Origin of the sequence: Paenibacillus thalictri (assembly GCF_004307995.1) — a bacterium.
In the GTDB taxonomy this organism is placed as follows: Bacteria; Bacillota; Bacilli; order Paenibacillales; family NBRC-103111; genus Paenibacillus_AF; species Paenibacillus_AF thalictri.
The window spans coordinates 167,070-186,288 of the sequence record NZ_SIRE01000016.1; the positions used below are offsets into that span (position 1 = coordinate 167,070).

At 50.9% G+C, this 19,219-nt stretch carries 16 protein-coding genes; 7 read left to right on the forward strand and 9 right to left on the reverse strand.

Annotation, left to right across the window (positions count from 1 at the left end):
* Position 1: 1 nt before the first annotated feature.
* From EYB31_RS22360 to EYB31_RS22370, 3 genes are read right to left on the reverse strand one after another with little or no spacing between them, the layout of a single operon-like run.
* Positions 2–934: an ABC transporter permease gene (locus EYB31_RS22360; protein WP_240762728.1), complete on the reverse strand. Its 933-nt coding sequence runs from the start codon at positions 932–934 to the stop codon at positions 2–4.
* Positions 935–962: 28 nt separating this feature from the next.
* Positions 963–1,973: an ABC transporter permease gene (locus tag EYB31_RS22365; RefSeq protein ID WP_131015641.1), complete on the reverse strand. Its 1,011-nt coding sequence runs from the start codon at positions 1,971–1,973 to the stop codon at positions 963–965.
* 49 nt (positions 1,974–2,022) lie between these two features.
* Entirely contained in the window at positions 2,023–3,594 is a 1,572-nt protein-coding gene (locus tag EYB31_RS22370) for an ABC transporter substrate-binding protein (RefSeq protein WP_206105482.1), read from the reverse strand.
* Positions 3,595–3,927: 333 nt separating this feature from the next.
* Between EYB31_RS22370 and EYB31_RS22375 the strand changes: the two genes are divergently transcribed.
* A complete protein-coding gene (locus EYB31_RS22375) occupies positions 3,928–4,695 on the forward strand; it encodes a GntR family transcriptional regulator (protein ID WP_131015642.1) in 768 nt (255 codons plus the stop codon).
* Positions 4,696–4,859: 164 nt separating this feature from the next.
* Entirely contained in the window at positions 4,860–5,543 is a 684-nt protein-coding gene (locus EYB31_RS22380; protein WP_131015643.1) for a YHYH domain-containing protein, read from the forward strand.
* A 143-nt stretch (positions 5,544–5,686) separates the two neighbouring features.
* Here the strand turns inward: EYB31_RS22380 and EYB31_RS22385 are convergent, their stop codons facing one another.
* The 6 genes from EYB31_RS22385 to dgoD all read right to left on the reverse strand — a co-directional run bounded on the left by EYB31_RS22385 (position 5,687) and on the right by dgoD (position 12,399).
* Positions 5,687–6,913: an MFS transporter gene (locus tag EYB31_RS22385; RefSeq protein ID WP_240762730.1), complete on the reverse strand. Its 1,227-nt coding sequence runs from the start codon at positions 6,911–6,913 to the stop codon at positions 5,687–5,689.
* An 88-nt stretch (positions 6,914–7,001) separates the two neighbouring features.
* Complete coding sequence (locus EYB31_RS22390) at positions 7,002–7,802, reverse strand: IclR family transcriptional regulator (RefSeq protein WP_131015644.1); 801 nt, start codon at positions 7,800–7,802, stop codon at positions 7,002–7,004.
* Positions 7,803–8,639, reverse strand: a complete 837-nt coding sequence (locus EYB31_RS22395) for a carbohydrate ABC transporter permease (protein ID WP_131015645.1) — start codon at positions 8,637–8,639, stop codon at positions 7,803–7,805.
* The gene (locus EYB31_RS22400; RefSeq protein WP_131015646.1) at positions 8,632–9,579 is read right to left on the reverse strand and encodes a carbohydrate ABC transporter permease; all 948 of its coding nucleotides are present in this window, start codon (positions 9,577–9,579) and stop codon (positions 8,632–8,634) included. Before EYB31_RS22400 ends, EYB31_RS22395 begins: the two co-directional genes overlap by 8 nt.
* Positions 9,580–9,597: 18 nt before the next feature.
* Positions 9,598–10,992 carry an ABC transporter substrate-binding protein gene (locus tag EYB31_RS22405; protein ID WP_131015647.1) on the reverse strand — a complete coding sequence of 465 codons (1,395 nt, stop codon included), beginning with the start codon at positions 10,990–10,992 and terminating at the stop codon, positions 9,598–9,600.
* Positions 10,993–11,256: 264 nt separating this feature from the next.
* On the reverse strand, positions 11,257–12,399 hold the full coding sequence (dgoD, locus tag EYB31_RS22410) for a galactonate dehydratase (protein WP_338119971.1): 1,143 nt from the start codon (positions 12,397–12,399) through the stop codon (positions 11,257–11,259).
* A 203-nt stretch (positions 12,400–12,602) separates the two neighbouring features.
* Between dgoD and EYB31_RS22415 the strand changes: the two genes are divergently transcribed.
* The 5 genes from EYB31_RS22415 (at position 12,603) to EYB31_RS22435 (ending at position 19,172) form a co-directional block, all read left to right on the forward strand.
* Entirely contained in the window at positions 12,603–13,934 is a 1,332-nt protein-coding gene (locus tag EYB31_RS22415; protein ID WP_131015649.1) for an extracellular solute-binding protein, read from the forward strand.
* A 79-nt stretch (positions 13,935–14,013) separates the two neighbouring features.
* Entirely contained in the window at positions 14,014–14,889 is an 876-nt protein-coding gene (locus EYB31_RS22420; protein WP_131015714.1) for a carbohydrate ABC transporter permease, read from the forward strand.
* A gap of 17 nt (positions 14,890–14,906) precedes the next feature.
* Positions 14,907–15,791, forward strand: a complete 885-nt coding sequence (locus EYB31_RS22425) for a carbohydrate ABC transporter permease (RefSeq protein WP_131015650.1) — start codon at positions 14,907–14,909, stop codon at positions 15,789–15,791.
* A gap of 41 nt (positions 15,792–15,832) precedes the next feature.
* On the forward strand, positions 15,833–17,599 hold the full coding sequence (locus EYB31_RS22430; RefSeq protein WP_131015651.1) for a sensor histidine kinase: 1,767 nt from the start codon (positions 15,833–15,835) through the stop codon (positions 17,597–17,599).
* Entirely contained in the window at positions 17,580–19,172 is a 1,593-nt protein-coding gene (locus EYB31_RS22435) for a helix-turn-helix domain-containing protein (RefSeq protein ID WP_131015652.1), read from the forward strand. Before EYB31_RS22430 ends, EYB31_RS22435 begins: the two co-directional genes overlap by 20 nt.
* Positions 19,173–19,219: the final 47 nt, after the last annotated feature.

A 19,219-nucleotide genomic window follows, 5' to 3' on the forward strand; every position in this document is an offset into this window, starting at 1 on the left:
ATTATTTCGCTTTCAGCCGGTGATCCGTAATATCCCGCAAGCCTTCACCGAACAAGTTGATGCTGAGCACAAGAATGACCAGAAAAATACCCGGTATCGTCGACACCCACCAGCCGTTGAGCATATATTCACGCCCGGTCGCAATCATCGAGCCCCATGCCGGGGTCGGCGGCTGAATGCCGAGGCCCAGAAAGCTCAGCGAGGCTTCCATTATCATCATGTAACCGAAACGAAGCGTTCCCAGCACGACTACCGAATGAATTATATTCGGCAGAATTTCTTTAACCATAATGGAGAAGCCCGATCTGCCCAGCGCGTGTGCGGCTTCGACATATTCCTTTGTTTTCTCGACCATAACCTCGCCACGAATAATCCGGAAAAACTCTACCCAGCCTTTAAACGTCAACGCCAAAATCAAATTGTTAAAGCCCGGCCCTAGAAACGCCATCATGCCAATGGCAAAAATAAGAAACGGAAACGCCAGCAGCAGGTCCGCAAACCGCGAAATAATCGTGTCGAACGGACCGCGGTAATATCCGCTGATCAGCCCAAGCACCGTGCCTACGGCAATCGAAATCAGCGTGGACAGCAAGCCGATCAGAATGGAAAGCCTGGCGCCGTATATGATGCGGGACAGCAGGTCCATTCCTTGCTCGTCGGCCCCGAATAAATAACTCCACTCGCCGCCTTCGATCCAGGCGGGGGGCTTCAGCCTGTCAGCCAAATTGCCGACATACGGGCTGTGCGGAGCAATCAGCGGAGCAAAGATCGCGACCAGCACATAGATCGCAATCACGATGCCGCCGCCCATGGCCGAAGGATGCTTGGATAATTTTTTGATAAACGCCTTGGTTTTATCAAAACCGTTGGCCCATTTGCCGGCTGTCAGGCTTAATCCCGCATCGTTTGTCTCGGCATACCTGGTAGTGCTCAAATTGGTTGACCTCCTCCGTTGGTAATCGCTACATACGCAGCTTCGGATTCAAATAAGTGTAAACGACGTCCACAATCAAGTTGGCGAACACGAAGGTAAAGGCATAAAACATGACGACACCTTGCACCAGCGGATAATCTCTGTTAAAAATGCTTTCAACCGCCAATCTGCCGAGACCCGGCCAGCCAAACACCGTCTCTACAATCATATTGCCGCCGAGCAGCGCTCCGATTTCCAGTCCGATGACCGTTACCGTGGGAATAAGCCCGTTGCGCAGCGCATGCTTTAGTATGACCTTCGATTCCTTTAAGCCCTTGGCCCGCGCCAGCGTCACATAGTCCATCTGCAGCACCTCCAGCATGCTTGAACGCGTAATCCGCGAAATGATCGAGGACATCGCCGCGCCAAGCGTAATGGCCGGCAGTAGCAGATGCATCAGGGCGTTTTTGAAACCTTCCATATTGCCCGTGAGCAAGCTGTCTACCATATGCAAGCCGGTAATCCGGTCGATTTCCACCCCAAAGTCCAATCTGCCCTTAACCGGAGTCCAACCGAGCGTTACCGAGAAAATAAACATCAGCACGATGCCGAGCCAAAACGGCGGCATGGAAATACCAAGAAAGGCTGTGCCCATACTGGCCCGGTCGATGAAGCTATTCTGCTTCAAGGCTGAATAGATGCCAATCGGAATGCCGACAATCATCGAAAACAAACACGCCGCCAAAGCCAGCTCAATGGTCGCGGGCAGCGTTTCTCCAATCAATTCCGCCACCGGCCGGCGTTTCTTAAACGATTCGCCCAAGTCGCCGTGCACTAGATTGGATAAATAATCTGTAAGCTGGACATAAATCGGCTGATCGAGATTAAACTGCGCGCGCAGCGTATCGACCTCCTGCTGGCTCACGTTGCCCGAGTTGCCCATCATCAAATCGATCGGGTCGCCCGGCGTAAACCGCATGAATATAAACACGACCAATGCTACGCCAATCATGATGGGGATCGTGCCCAATATACGTTCCAGTATTTTCACAGAGCGCATAGTTGCCGTGCCACTCCTTTCTGCGAGGAAGGGGAAAGCCCCCCTTCCGTTATTTAGTCACGCTCGCTTTGGACATATACAAGCTGCCGTCCGGCATAGGAGCCCAGCCCTGCAATGTTTTGGCGCCGGCTTCGATCTCCTTCTTGGAGAACCCGAATACCCAAGGCGCTTCCTTATAAATAATTTGCTGCGCTTCCTTATAAATAGTCTTGCGTTTCTCCGTATCGATTTCCGTCGACCCGAGCTTCAACAGCTCATCCACTCTGGCGTTGCTGTATTGACTGTAATTGGCTCTATCTTTCGAAATAAAATTCGGATTCAGGAAGTCAAACGGATCGAGCGTCGAGTTGCCCCAATCGCCCATGAACATCTGCCGCTCGCCCTTGAGCAGCATCGGCTTCAGTACGCCGATATCCCATATGCGGGTGCTGGCCTCAACGCCGATGTCGCGAAGCTGCGCCGCCGCCGCTTCGGCAACCTCTTTGTTGTTGGCGTCGGAATCGATCACGAGTTGGAATCCTTTCGGATATCCGGCTTCGGCAAGCAATTCCTTCGCTTTGGCGGGATTGTACTCGTATGGCTTAAGCGAAGTATCCAATGCAAAAGCGTTGCTCAGCATCGGACCAGCCAAGCGCGTAGCGTAGTTGTTTAATATTTTATCAATAATGGAGTCCATATTAATGGCATGGTTCATGGCTTGGCGTACCTTGACATTGTCGAACGGCGGCTTCTGAACGTTCATTTGAAGCATGTATACGCGGGTTCCTTCTACCGTTTTGACGTCGAGCGAAGGGTCGTTCATCAGCGTCTTGGAAAGCGATGCCGACAAATCGTGGATTCGCTGAACCTCGCCCGCTTTCAGTGCGCCGATTCTGGAGGAGGATTCCGGAATGACGTCGAAGGCAAGATTTTTAATTTTCGGAGCGCCGCCATAATAATCATCAAATCGTACCATCTCGACTCTTTCATCCAGCTTGGCTTTGACCAGTTTAAACGGCCCGGCCCCAATCGGCTTCTCAGAAAGCCCCTTATCGCCTACCTTCTCGGCATACGCTTTCGGAATGATCTGCTGCAGTGGCAGCATCGTGAGCAGAATCGGCCACGGATTGTTTAACACGAATTTAATTGTATAATCGTCCACGATCTGCACTTCTTTAACGCCTTCAAGCAAGCCCTTGCGGGGTGAGGTTTTGCCGTCGATGCCGTTTTCTTTAAGAATCCGGTCGAACGTATATTTAACATCTTCTGCCTTAAGTGCCGTTTCATCGTGAAATTTCACATCTTTTCTGAGCTTGAACACCCATTCGGTTGGAGTCGTATTTTCCCATGATTCCGCGATGGCCGGCTTAATGACTCCTTTTTCATCGGTTGTGACCAGACCGTCAAATACGTTACGCAATACCGATTCTGTCAACCGGTCGCGGTAGTTTGCCGGATCCAAACTGAGCAGCGGCCCTTTAATGCCAACCAGCACCGAAGCATTGTCTTTGGCATTTGTTGAAGCGGAGCTTGAACTGCCATTTGGCTTTTCCGCGCTTTTGGAGCCGGTCGTATTCGAACATCCGACAGCCATGCCCAACGCGAGCATCGTAGAAGTGAGCAGAAGCGTAAATTTTTTCACCCAAATCCCCCTAATCGATAATTTGAATTATGCTGCTAGTGACTATATTAGTGGTAATATCATGTAATGTCAATCGTTTTGTGTTATGTTATATCCCAAAGATGCCAATAACCAATTTTTAACAAGGAAAGATAGCGATTTCAATATTTTTGTCATCGCTTACAAATTTAAGTTTTATTATTACATGTTATAATAATTGACATTATAATAGTCGACCAACGATAAATTTTGCTCAACATACAAATTTATTTGCAAACTGGTCTTATTTTTCTTAATATATAACTAGATGACATTGATATAACCTGTCATAACGGTACAAGGAGATGAACCCAATTGTTGGATCGCAATACACAGATTCCGCTCTACGAGCAGCTCAAAAACGCAATCGCACAGCAAATCAACGAAGGAAAGCTTGAACCGGACCAGCAAATTCCTTCCGAACGCGAGCTGTGCGAGGCATACGGCGTCAGCCGCATCACGGTGCGTCAGGCGATTGCCGCCGCGGCAAACGAAGGGTTGTTATACCGCACGCAAGGTAAAGGCACATATGTGGCCGGCGCCAAGATCGAGCAGAAGCTCAGCAATATCAACAATTTCCAGCAAACCTTGGTGAAGCAGGGTTTTATGGCCTCTACCGAGCTATATAAGACAGCTACGGTCCCGAATAATTTGTTTTACTCACGTCTGCTGAACGTCAGCATGCTCGAACAGATTACGAATATCCAGCTGGTTGGCTATGGCAACAATGAGCCGGTCGTGTATTACGACAGCTATTTCAGTATGGACATCGGGGAAAGCATTTTATCTTCCGCACAGAAGGCGGCTGAGAACAAAGTGCCGTTCTCAACGCTTGATTTATACGTCGATACGGAAGTCACGCCAACGCATGTCGAGCAAACGTTCGAATCGATCGTCTCCGACGAAACGTTGTCCGGCATACTGAAAATCGCCGTCGGTTCGCCGATTTTGCTGGTGACTTCCATCGTTTACGACAACGCTCTGCCAATTGAATATAAAAATGCCTATTACCGCGGAGATAAATATAAATTTTTCCTGACACGGGAATACTCAGCTCTCAACCTGCGGCCGATCGCGGATTAGGCTTCTTTAACGGCAAAAAACCATCGCCCGAATTTCCTAGGCGGTGGCTTTTGCTCATTGTCTACCGATGTTGTATGTATTCCCGTGTAAAATATTTGCCTCCTCAGAAATTATATATGGTATTATTTACTATATATTATAGATTCATAGGAGGATTTTGACTCATGTTAAAAAAAGCTGTACTTGTCGTAGGGCTTCTCTGCCTTCCGCTAAGTTCCATCGCCGACGCGCATCCTGGGAGAACCGACGCCAACGGGGGACATACCTGCCGCACCAATTGCGAGAAATGGGGATTAAAATATGGCGAATACCATTATCATAACGGAGGTTCAACAAGCGGCAGTACTTCGGGAAGCGGCTCAAAAGCTTCGCCTTCATCGATTCAAACAGATTTGTCGCCTAAGGAAAAGATTCCCGAAGGGACTGTAAAAGTAAAATTGCCTTCTTATAAAATATTTATAAACAAGCAGCAGGTCCTCAATGCGTCTTCCAAATACCCTATCTTTGAGTACAAAGACATTACTTACATTCCTATGACATGGAACTACACGCAGGCTCTGGGCATCGAAAATAAATGGGATCCGGAGATCGGCCTCATTATAAGAAAAACAGACAACAAAGCGGCCAAACTTAATGCAGACCCGGGAATCCCCGCTTCACAGCTATATGCCAAATTACCTGATTTCAATGTGTTTATAAACGATGCTTGGGTAGACAATTCTCAAGAAGAGTATCCCATACTCGTCTTAAATGATATTACTTATTTCCCGCTGACCTGGCAATATGCCGTTGAAGAGCTAGGCTTAACTACCAAGCTGGACAACGACTCCTTTTATATTTCAAAATGACACCCAACGGAAAGCCAATTCGCCGTTTCGACCCAGCTTTTTGAAGCCGACCAACACTGACTTAAACACGTCAAATTGCCTTAATAACTTGTACCGTCCTCGCCGCCAGACCCTTGTGCTTGCCGCTGTCCTGCCTCCATTACCTAGTCCGCTTTCGGCAGCGCCTTACTTTGCCGAATGTAAACGATCATCAGCAGCGCGCTTAAGATGAAAGCCGCAATGATCAGCGCAAAAGGCAATCTCGGATCGATCGAATAGGTCCAGCCCCCGACAATGCCGGCCGGCGATACAAAGATCAAAATGATCACCGTCAAAATCGAAAAAACGCCGGCTCTCCGCTCGTCGTCAATCGCATTTTGCACCGCCGCTTCCAGATTCGGGTACACGATAATCGTTCCTGCCGCCGTCAAGATCGTGCTGATCACAATCGGCAAAAACGACTGCTGCGGAGCAGCGATCAGAATCACATTGGCTGCCATACACACCAGCATTCCAACAATCATATAGCGATTCGTGTGGTCGCGGTCGATTCTTGGAATGTAAAAAAACAGCAGCAGCAGCGTCGCCACGGAGGTGATCGCCGGAAACCAGGCGATAAACGCATCTTCAAAGTGAAGCGCTTGCACAAGATAGATGGAAAGATACGTATTTTTCATGGTCAGCTGGAACTGGTACAGTACGTACATGCCAAACACGATGAGTAACATGCGGTCGCGTATTATCATCCTGCACACATCGCCATATTCCTTCAGCAGCGGCTTCCAGCGCAGCGATGCATTCTCGGACATTTTGCGAAGTCCGATGTCCGTTTCGTACAGTGCAAAATGCCGTAGAAAAAACATCACCGTCATGCTGATGAAAGCCATCACATACATGACCCGTTCCGCCGCAACCAGGGAGAATTGGCTGACAAGCAGCCCGCCGAGAGGCGCAAACAATCCGCTCGCCACACTGATAAATTGCAGCGCAGAGAACGTGTACGCCCGTTCCTTCGGCTCCGAGTCTTCCACCAGCAAGCAATACCATGCCGTGTTCGGCACCTTCTGGAAGCTGTTAAACACCGCCGCCGCCACAAAAAACCAATAGCTGTGGGCAAATGCCCACAGCAAGGTAGCAACGCTCCAGCTGAGAAGATCAAATAACAGCAGCGCTTTTTTTCGTCCCATCCGGTCGGTTAAATAACCGCTGATCAGCGAGGTGAACAGCTGCAGCACCAGTCCCAGCGAGGTTACCCAACCGATCTGCTTTTCCGTTAGCCCGAGCTCCAGCATATATACCGAAGCGTATGTGAGGTATAGGCTGTAGGGCAAAATAAACATCGGCTCATAGATCAAGCAGCCCCGCGCATTGCCTTTCAGTTTGGTAAACAAACGGTGATCCTCTCCTGAGCCGGTAAAGGCATTGCTGCTTCACCGCAAGATGTCGGTCTTGTTAATAATTAAAGACGTTATTTCCATCTTACACCAGTTTGTCATCTTTGTATATTTCATATAATCGGGTACCGACGTAGCCAAGTTTTCGCGATATTCGCAGCGCTTCCTCCGATACCCGCTTGCCAAGCGCATCGATCCGCTCGTCGTCCATTTGGCTGTGAAGCGTGGCGACGCCAAGCGCGGCGATCGCATTATGCTTCCAATCGTAAACAGCCGAAGATACGCCGGCAATATCGATGTCGCTTTCCCGCAGATCCACCGCATATCCGCGGGATCGGGTCAGCTCAATATCCGCTTCCAATTGGCTGTATCCGGTTATGGAGTATGCCGTTTGGCCGGATAAATCTCCGCCTCCAGTGATGCGCAGCACCTCCTGCTCCGAATAAGCGGCGAGCAGCGCTTTGCCCAGGCCGGTGGTATGCATCGGCGCCCTGGAGCCCAGCTTGGTGGCCGTTCTGACCGAGGTAGAAGGCTCGGCTTGATCCAGGTAAACGAGCTCCCCTTTGTCCTCCATCGCCAAAAACGCCGTTGTTCCGGTTTGTTCTGCCAGCTCGGCCATAATCGGGCGGGCGATGCGGTGCAAGTCGCTGCCGGTCAAATACGAGACGCCGACCTGGTACAGCTTAAGACCCAGCTTGTAAGTTTTGAGCCGCTCGTCCTCTACTTCCAGAAACCCTTTGTTCGTCAGTGTTTGTACAAGCTCGAAGGCACTGCTTTTGGGAATGGAAAGCCCGTCGCAAATTTCCGTCAGAGTCAAGGAAGAATTGCGGCTTTGGATCAACACAAGCAGATCAATGGTTCGTGCCGCAGATTTATTTTCTTTCATTTAAGATTTCACAGCCCCCGCAGTTAAGCTAGAAATAAAATATTTCTGCATAAAGAGGAACAATATGGTCAGCGGGACGGAAGCCGCCAGCGACGCGGCCATAAGATCGTTCCAAACGATTTTGTATTGTCCGATCAGCTGTCCGATACCGATCGGCAGCGTTTTGTTCGTTTCGGTCGTAATCAGCACCAAGGCAAAAATATATTCGTTCCAGCCGGCGATAAACGAATAGATTGCCGTGGCGGCGACACCCGGCAGCGTAAGCGGCAGCAGGATTTGCCAAAACAGCCTTAACCGGCTGCAGCCGTCAATCATCGCAGCCTGATCGATTTCTTTGGAAATCGTATTGAAGTAGCCCATCATCATCCACGAGCAGAACGGAATGGTAAACGAAATATACGTAAGCACAAGTCCCGCCAAAGAATCGAGCAGCCCTAACATCTGCATGATTTTATAAAATGGAATCAGCAGCATAATCGAAGGGAACATCTGCGTGACGAGCAGGAAGGTCAGGAATGCGCCTTTCCCTTTAAACTGAAACCGCGAAGCGCCGAAACCGGCCAACGTGGAAAAAAACAGCGACAGCACGGTAGCCAGCGAAACGGACAGCAGGCTGTTGACGAAATAAGTGCCAAACGGATAGTTGGTCCATATCCGGCTGAACGCGTCGAAAGTCACTTTCTCCGGAAGCCACCTTGGAGGGATTGCGAAAATATCGGTTTCCGCTTTGATGGACGTAGATATCATCCATAATACGGGAATCAATATGAATAGACAAGCAACGGCCAAAATCGCATAAACAAGCGTCAGCAGCGCCGGATTCCGCACTTTAGTCATGTTCTTTCAGCATCCTCCTGTACACATAGCTGATCAGCAGGCAGATCAGGAACACAAGAACCGCCATAGCCGAAGCTCTGCCGAATTGGAACTGCTCGAAAGCTTGCTTGTAAATATCGATGCTGAGCACGCTCGTTGCATCCACCGGTCCCCCGGAGGTCAGCAAATAGATGATCGTAAAATGCTTAAACCACCATACCGTCTCCAAAATAAGCGTGACCGTCAGCACCGGCATCAGTCCCGGAACCGTGACATTCCGGATCAACTGCCACACGTTGGCGCCGTCGATTTCCGCTGCTTCGTAAAGATCCTGCGAGATCGACTGCAATCCGGCCAAAATCATCACAAGCACAAGCGAGAATCCTTTCCAGATAGCCGGAACGGCTACGCTGATGAGCGCCAGCTGCGGATTGCCAAGCAAGTCAAGCGGCTCCTTGACCAGATGAAATTCCATCAAATAATAATTCAGCAGCCCATACAGCGGATTAAACAGCCATTTCCAGATCAAGGCGACCACGACCTCCGGAAACAGCCACGGCAGCACAAGAATAGCGCGAAAAAATGCCCTCCCCTTGATGTTCATATTCAGCAGCATGGCAAATGCGAATCCGACGACAAAGTTGCCGACTACGACCATAATCGTAAACTTCACGGTAATGTACAGCTTTTTCAAAAAACCGGAGTCGGTTAGGACGTCCAAATAATTGGTCAGCCCGCGAAAATCATACTTATTGAGCAGATTTGTATCAAAAAAGCTGATGCCCACGCCGTAAACAAGCGGGTAAGCGATAAGCGCCAGCATAATAAAAATCGCGGGCAGCGCAAAATAAAACCCTGCCCATTCGCCTTGCACAACTTGCCTTTTCAGGGCAATCCCTCCCCCTGGCGCAATAATAAACGAAGTTAAAAATGGAGAGGAAAAGGTCGCTCTTCCCCTCATATGCGGACAATTTGGAGGCTACTTAGCGCTTTTCTGGATTTCATCGCGGATCGCCTGCGCCGCTTTTTTGGCCGCCGCATCCGGCGTCGATTGCTCGGTAATGAGCGCCTGATACGCTTCCCCAAGAATATCTTGAACCTTCGGCATAAACGCAACCTGCGGGAATGTGGTGACATAGTCCAACGACTGGATGAAACCGGTAAACGTCGGGCCGCTGTTTTTCACCTGATCGCCGGCTTCCGTGCGGGTTGGCATTCTGCCCGTTACCTCATTGAACTTCACGGCATTTTCTTTATTGACCAGAAACTTCAAATATTCGGCGGCAACCTGCTGGTTCTTGGAGCTGCTGGAAATGGAGAAGCCTAGTTCGCCGAGTGTTGTAATATGCTTGCCGCCATTAGCGGCTTTTGGTACGGGAGCGGAAGCAAGTTTGCCCTTCAGATTCGGATTTTGCGCGTAAATTGCGCCGGTCGTATGCGGCCCGGTAATGATCATCCCGGTTTTCTCCTGAGCCATCAGGGTGACGGCTTCGGCATAGCTGACCTGCGTTGGCCCTGGAGGAACAACTTTATCTTTGGTATACAGCTCGCCGAACATTTTCAGCGCTTCAATCGCCTGGGGTTTATCCATATCGGTCACCCATTTGCCGTTTTCCTCGCGCAGCTCGTCGACCCCGAACGAACGGAGAATGTGCATGAAGCGGCCTGCGCCGGAGCCGTTCTTCGCACCGACCATAGCGAAACCCCAGCGTTTGCCCGGATCGGTCAGCGCTTTGGCGGCCGCCCGGAAATCGTCCCACGTTTCGGGCGCTTTCAGCCCTTTCTCCTGGAACCAGTCCGCCCGGTACAGCAGCCCTGTCGGCGCGGTAAACCACGGAACGAACTGCAGCTTATTTTTATAAGAAGCTTCTTTCAGATTGGAAGGGTAAAATCCTTTCAGGAAGTCGTCGCCCATCAGCTTTGTCATATCCGCTACAATGCCCATTTCATCGGCTTTCGCTGCAAATTCGGGATTGTTCGTAAAAATATCGGGGAGCTGCTTGCCTGTGGCCATTGTCGTCAGCTTGGCGTATAAATCGTTCATCGGCACGCCGACAAATGTGATTTTGACATTCGGATGCGCTTTCATAAACGCGTCGGCGATCTCTTGTTCGACGGTCGCTTCCGGCTTCTCGAGGATCGTGGTGGATACGATGGTAAGCGTGACCGGCTCATCTTTTTTTGGCTCGGGCGCTTTGGCCGCCGGAGCGGCAGCAGGAGCGGAGGAAGCCGGAGCAGCGGGGGCCGCAGAGCCGCCCGAACCCCCGGCTGAGCCTCCAGTGGTTCCACCGCCGCCGCAAGCGGTCAGCAGCACGCTGACCGACATCAGACTGCCAAACAAAACCTTCATCTTTTTGGACTTTTTGGTTAACATCGTTTGCGCCTCCTATTTATTATTTATTCTTCTAGGAGTCCGTAGAGAGGAATGAATTTGGCGAATTTTTATTCCTGCAAGTGTATGAAAGGAAAGGGAATGGTACGAAAAGTTTACGTCCGCTTTGAAAAACGTATTTTTACCGCAAGGTAAATTTAAAAAAACGCGGTTTTCCTTGGCGGTGGAGTGACATCCCTTTCCCGCAATAACTATATGCATGAATAATAATTCATCATTTTAGGTTTCGCCCTACAGACTCCTTGCCTACCACTCGGCAAATGACCCGTCCTCGTAATAAAGCCTTGGCGTATCCCAATCTCCCGGGTAAGCTCTCTCTATCAGCGCCTCGTCGATGACCTCGATGCCCAGGCCAGGTCCTTGCGGCAAGCTGATATAGCCGTTTTCGATGACAAACGGATTTTTCAAATAACCGACGCCAAGGTCCCATTTCTCGTGAAGCGAAGGGTGCTCTTGAATAAGGAAATTCGGCGTGCACGCATCAAGCTGCAGACAGGAAGCCAGCGAGATCGGACCAAGCGGATTATGCGGCGCAATCGAGCCATAATAAACCTCAGCCATGGCGGCGATTTTTTTCGCTTCCAGAATGCCTCCGGCGTGGCACAGGTCGGGCTGAACGATGGCAATCGCCTGTTTCTCCAGCGCCTCGCGGAAACCCCAGCGGGTAAACAGCCGCTCGCCCGAAGCGATCGGAATCGAAGTCGATTGGGCCACCCGCACCATCGTATCGACGTTTTCCGGCAAACACGGCTCTTCGATAAACATCGGATAATACGTCTCGAATTCGCGCGCGAGGCGGATCGCCATAGCCGGGCTAACCCTGCCGTGAAAATCGATCGCAATGTCCATTTCTTTGCCGACGGCCGCTCGAATCGCCGCCAGCTTGGCAACCTGGCTCTCCACAAAAGCCAAATTGTCGACGTTCAGCACGGGAGGATCGATGCCGATTTTGATCGCTGTAAAACCTTGCTTTTGCTTTTTGACGGCATTTTTGGAGATTTCGTCCGGCGTCTCCCCGGAGCAGTGGCTGTACATGCGAATCTTTGTGCGGCATGATCCGCCCAGCATCTCATACACCGGCATATTGTAGTACTTGCCTTTGATGTCCCACAACGCTTGTTCAATGCCGCTGATCGCGCTGACCAGGATTGGTCCCCCGCGATAAAACGTCCCGCGGTACATCGACTGCCAATGATGCTCGATGCGCAGCGGATCCTGCCCGATCAGATAAGACTCCAAATCGCGGATCGCCGCTTCCACCGTGCGAGCCCTGCCCTCGACGATCGGCTCGCCGTAGCCGGTAATGCCTTCATCCGTGTGCACCTTCAAAAACAACCATCTTGGTTTGACATGAAATAACTCCAGCTTTGTAATACGCAAATGAATCATTCCCTCCTTATGTAATGCATTTTAAGTTCGCATATGCGAACTTCGTTCGATAAATAAATGATAGCGCTTACTTAATGTGCTGTCAACTAATTATTTCCATTTACTTAATCCGATTATTTTCTACCCTGCTCCTTATCCGATTCTCCTTTCGAAACGGTTCAATTTACGTACAATAGTACTAGACATTAAACAGGAGGTCGACCATGAAAACATTAACTAAACTTTCCACGGCCGTGCTGGCAACATCCGTCTTGCTTGCCGGATGCGCCGGCGGCAATCAAACCCCAACCAATTCAGCGCCTGCGGCTGCCGGCGGCTCCAAAGAAAAAGTAAAGCTGACCATTTGGCATAACTGGTCCGGTCAGGACGCCAAAGCAGTAGCCATGCGCAAGATATTGGACGATTTTAAAGCAGCCAATCCCGATATCGAGCTGGAAGCGGAAGGTTTGCCGACAGACGGCTTGAAAACAAGATTAAAAACGGTAGCCGCTGCCGACGATATGCCCGATCTGTTCGTGATGTGGCCCGATGCGATGACCAAAGAATTTGTCAGCGGCAATCTGCTTCAGCCGATCAACGAGTTTCTCGACAGCAAACCCGAGTGGAAAAATAACTTTATCTCAGGCGCTCTGGACGGCTACACCATTGACGGAAAAGTTTACTCCGTGCCGATGAATTTATCGCCGAGCTCTTTTATCTTCTACAACAAAGCGATTTTTGATCAATACAAGGTGCAAGTGCCAAAAACGTGGGACGAGCTTCTCGCCGGCATTAAAACGTTCAACGATAACAAGGTCATTCCCATTGCGCTTGGCAACAAAGCCAACTGGGCGGTACAATCCACAATTTTTAGCGCTATCGCCGACCGGATTACAGGAACGGATTGGTTCTTGAAGGCAGTAAACCAGAACGGAACCAAATTCACCGACCCGGAATTTATTCAATCCTTGAATAAGCTGAAAGAGCTGGAAACCTCCAAAGCGTTCCAAGACGGCTACAACAGCATCGACCAAAATCAGATGAGACAGCTGTTCTTCCAAGGCAAAGCAGCGATGTTCATCGACGGCGGCTGGGCAATGGCGGATGTCGTGAAGAACGCGCCGAAGGAAGTGCTTGACCAAACCCACATCGCCGTGCTTCCGGTGATCTCCGGCGGCAAAGGCGAAGCGCAGTCCACAGCCGGCGTTGTCGGCACGGGGCTTGGCGTCAGCAAGAAACTGACCGGCGCCAGAAAAGACGCCGCGCTTAAACTGTTCTACGCGCTGGCCGGACCTGACGGCCAACAAGCGACGCTGAACAGCAGCACGCTTGTCAGCTACAAAATTAACCTTGATCCTTCCAAGGCGCATCCGTTGTTTGTCGAGCTGAACGAGCTGATGAAAACAACAAAGATCAGTCCGGTTTACGATTCCAAGCTGGGCTCCGCCGCTACGGAAGTGATCAACAACGGCCTGCAGGAGCTGCTGATGGGCGCAAGTCCGGAGGCTGTCGCCAAAAAAATCCAGGATGCGCAAGCAAGCGCAGTCGGCAAATAGTACAAGCTCCATCAATCAGCCCTCCACGCTCGTGGCAGGGCTGACTACTTTCGCCAGCAAAGGAAGTGAATCGACACTTATGAACGCAGCCTACATCCGCAAATTTGTTGCGCTTAGCCTCGCACCCGCCCTGCTGATCTACGCCTTGTTCGTTTTCGTCCCGGTCATCTGGTCCAGCTATTACAGCTTCTTCGACTGGAAGGGCATCGGCGCCTCTAAATTCATCGGCCTCAAAAATTATGTGGAAATTATCCATGATCCGGTATTTTGGCGGGCGCTGAAGAACAACCTCATCTTCGTGCTTGTATCCGTCTTCGGCCAGCTGCCGCTTGCCTTGGTGCTTGCCATCGTGCTGCATAAAAGCAACGCCCTGCAGCGGTTCATCCGCTCGGCCGTGTTTGTTCCCATGGTACTGTCCTCCGTGGTCATCGGCTTAATTTGGCAGTACATCTATCATCCGCAGATCGGCATTCTCAATTTTCTGCTCGACTCGCTTGGGCTGTCCGGGTGGAAACTGCAGTGGCTGTCCGACGCCAACATTGCGATATTTGCTTTGGCTCCGCCGCTTGTATGGAGCTTTGTCGGGTTGTATTTAATTATTTTTATATCCGCCTTTCAAAACATTCCCGGAGAGATCCATGACGCCGCGCAAATCGACGGCGCCGAAGGGGCGCGCAAGCTTGTCTCCGTCACCCTGCCGATGATCTGGAGCACCGTGCAGATCGCGATTATTTTATGCATCTCAGGCAGTTTGAAATCGTTCGACCTCGTCTATGTGATGACCAAGGGCGGGCCGGCACATGCAACCGAGCTGCTTGCAACCTATATGTACAATTCGACATTCTCGTCATACCGCTACGGCTTCGGGAGCGCCATCTCGACTTCGATCGTGCTGATCAGCCTGGTCTTCATCGGCATCAGCCAATGGCTGACCTCACGCAAGCCAAAATCATAATGGAAAGGAGGATCCCCATGAACTCAACTCCAACTACCGCTGCATCGCTGCCAGCTTCTGCTAACGGGCCGCGACGTTCATTGCGCCATGGAAGACAGGCGGCACTTTGGACGTTTTTGACGCTTTATGCTATTTTAACGTTATACCCGCTGTATTGGCTGATCATCTCCTCCTTCAAAACAAATGCGGAGTTTTTCAACAAGCCATTCAGCCTGCCCGAAAGCTGGCAGTTCGCCAATTTTATTACAGCCTGGCAGTCCTCCAAGATGGGCATCGCTTTTGTGAATTCCGTCATCGTATCGGTCGTTTCGTTAGCACTTACATTATTTGTAACTTCGCTTGCCGCGTATGTGCTGGCCCGGATCAAATTCCGGTTCAAAGGCGTCATTCTGACGTTTTTTGTCATCGGTATGCTGATCCCGATCCACAGCACGCTTGTGCCTTTATTTATATTGATGAAGCAAATCGGACTGCTTAATACGTATTGGGCGTTGATTTTGCCATATACCGCCTTCGCGCTGCCGACGGCGATTTTCGTCTTAACCGCTTATCTCGCTTCGGTTCCGAAAGAAATCGAAGAAGCGGCTTATATCGACGGCACGCGGCTGTGGGGCGTTTTCTGGCGCATCATGCTGCCCATCTCCATGCCCGCTTTGTCCACGGTTGTCATTTTAAGTTTTCTGCATTTCTGGAACGACTTCTCGTTTGCCCTTATTTTTATTAGCAAAAGCGCCCTAAAAACGCTGCCGCTCGCCATCGCCGGCTTCGCCGACGGCTATCAAACCGACTACGGCTTAACGCTTGCCGCCATGACCATCGCCGTCATTCCGACGATTGCCGTTTATCTAGCTTTTCAGGAACAGGTCATGAAAGGTATGACAGCCGGAGCCGTCAAGGGCTGACGCGGCGCCAATTTTGAAATTTCAAGGAGGAATCACAGGACATGCGAAAATGGTTGGGATACTCTCTGCAGCGCAAGCTTTCCTTAATCATGCTCGTCACCACCTTGATCCCTCTGCTGTTTCTGGGCACTTTCGCTTTCACCACCTCCTCGCGTATTACCGGAGAAAAAGCGCAGCAGGACGGTCTGGATACACTTGCGCAAATGGACGCGAAATTTCAGTTTATTCTCAAAGACGTGGAAAACATGTCGCTGTTCCTCATCGGCCAACGTGAAATTCAAGCTTATATGAGCAAGCCGGACGACAATTTTGAAACGCAGTCCCGTATTCTCGGATTGATGACCAATCTAATGTACTCCAAAAATTACGTTTCCAGCATTACGATTTATCCGCCTTCCGGCTCACCCATGTCAACATCGACGATCTATTCGACCGAAATCGATAAGCAGCTTGACATCCGCAAAGTCACGGACAAAATATGGACAGGACTGTATCATATCGAAAATTATATGGGCGACCGGCAGGTCTTTTCTTTCGTCCGCCCGCTTCGCAACTACAACAATTACCAGACGCTCGGCTGGCTGTCCATCAGTTTGGACGAGCAAATTCTCTCGCGTATTTGGTCGGAGCCGCAGCTGGCGCAAGGGCATGGCAAGGTTGCGCTGCTGAATCAGAAGCTGGAGATCATCTCCTCCACCGACAAGAGCTGGCTTACCCGCTCGGCCGAAACGATATTCCCGGGATTGAAGGACGGCATCGCCGGCAGCTTGTCCGGAGAGTGGACCTATGGCAGCGACAAGGAACAGCAAAATATTTTGTATGTCCGGGAGCCGCAGCTTGGCTGGACGATCATCGGCAGCATTCCCGCCGAAACCTACAGTGCGCAAAACCGGTATATATTGCAGCTAACGGGCATCGCCATCGTCATTTCCGTCGTGACTAATGCAATTCTTACTTTGTTTGTGATTCAGCGGGTTACGAATCCGCTCCGCGGTTTGACTCGCCTCTTATCCAAGGTGAATCCGAGCGAGCCGCTGCCCCAGTACCCGGTCTACACGGGGGACGAGATCGGACGTCTCACACAAAGCTACAATTTGCTTGGGACGCATATCGAAGCGCTGAAGACACAGCTGATCCATAACGAAAGCCGGAAGAAGGAAGCGGATATGCGGGCGCTGCAAGCGCAAATCAATCCGCACTTTCTTTACAATACCTTATCGTCCATCCATTGGATTGCGCTGATGACCGAAGAAAACCGGATTGCCGAAATGGTCGGAGCGTTAAGCGATTTTCTCCGCTTCAGCTTAAATAAGGGCAAGGAATACTGCACCGTGGCCCAGGAATTGGCGCATATCCGCAATTATGTGCAGGTGCAATCGATTCGTTTTCCGGATGAATTCAAGGCCGAATTTACGGTCGACGCCCGGTTGAGCGATACGTATATGCTCAAGCTGGTGCTGCAGCCGCTGGTCGAAAATGCCATGATTCACGGTATCCAGAAGAAGGAGGCGCCGGGCACAATTTCGATTTTTGCCGAGCAGAAAGGAAATATGATGGGTTTTAGGGTGATGGACGACGGTGCCGGCATGACGGAGAAACGGCTGCAGGAAGTTAATGACAGCCTAAACGCCGAGACGGGAAGTTACGCTGCCGACGCCAGTTACGGACTTCGCAACGTGCACGAGCGGCTGCGGCTGCACTACGGCAGCGACTGCGGGCTGGTCATTGAAAGCCGGCTGAATGCCGGAACCTGTGTTTCCTTTTCGATCCCTATGTTGGAGGACACCGATGAAAATCCTAATCGTTGACGACGAAGTGATCATTCGCACCGGGCTGGCCAAGGTGATTAAATGGAAGGAAATCGGTCTGGAGCTGCTGGACCCGGCGGCTTCGGCTGAAGAAGCGCTGCGGCGTATTCCCGAAGAACGCCCCCATATTTTGCTGACCGATATCCGCATGAAGCATATGAACGGTCTGGATCTCGCTGAGAAAGCTCGTGAAATCATTCCCGAGCTGGAGACGATCATTCTTTCCGGCTATGACGATTTCGTCTATATGCAGCAGGCGATCCGGCAGGGCGTCAGCGATTATTTGCTCAAAACAAGCAGGCCGGAAGAAATTATGAAAACGGTGCTGCAGGTCAAGCAGCGCATCGAAGATAAGTGGAAACATCATAATCAGGACCAATACAAAAACCAGGAAATCCGCAAGCGGCTGTTTGAACGGTGGATCATCGAAGGCGAAACAACCCCGGTCGATGCCGAGCTGCTGCCTTTCTACCTGCCGCAGCTGTTCGCAGGCCAAACCGCTTCCGGAGACAGGCTGCAAGTGTTCATCATCACAGCCGAGGGCTGGGGGGATTCTCCCGGGTCCGTTTCGCTGCTGCTGTTTGCCGTCGACAATATGCTGCATGAGCTGCTGCCCGGGGAAACGCTCATTTACAAGCAGCGTATCGTGCTTGTAACCTGCCGGGAGCAGCAAGCCGTAGAGCTCGACGCTTATCCCGCGGCGGTGCTGCAAAAAATCAAAAGCCTGCTCAAGTGCAGATTGCACATCGCCATCGGCAAAACCGTCCGCCGCCGCGAGCAATTGCACGATGCTTACCGCGCCGCGGATTATGCGTTCAGCTACAAAACCGTGCTCGATCAGCCGGTGTTGATGTTTGCAGACATCGCCGCGCGGAAGGGCGGCAAGACGGTATGCACGCAAGATGAGGAGCACGAGCTGTCGGCGATATTACTGGAGGACGATTCCGTCGCTTTGAAAAACTGGGTGATCAGCTATGTGCAGCCCGAACTCGATAATCCGCAAACGACCATCGACTCGCTGGAGAGCTTGGTCCATTCCGCGGCGCTTTCCGCACACCGCTGGCTGGAACGGGCGGTTTCCGCAACGGGTCGTTCTGGCATGATCGAAGAGCAGCTGCAGCCGTTTCAGCTTAAAGCGGATCAAGTTTTTCTCAAGGATGCCTTGTTTCAGCATTTGCTGTCCATAATGGAGTTATTCCACCACCGGCTCGCCGGCGGGCAAACGACGCATACCCAGAAAGCAATGGCATATATTCGGGAGCATGTGGGCAAGGACATCAGTCTGCAGCAGGTTGCGAAATACGTCCATCTTCATCCAAACCACTTAAGCGAAGTTTTCAAGAAAGAAGCCGGTTTGACTTTTGGAGATTACGTAACAAGACAAAAAATCGAACGGGCCAAGGAAATATTATCCGTATCCCCGGCCAAAATAGCCGAAATTGCCGGAACGGTCGGCTTTGACGACTTCAAATACTTCAGCCAAGTATTCAAAAAAATAACCGGCATGACGCCAAGCGAATTCAGGGAGGAAGCCTCCCGGGCAACGGGACAGCCTCAACCTCCAAAAGCTTAAAACCCTATTATTGACATAAGATCATTTATCACTCAAGGGAGAGAACG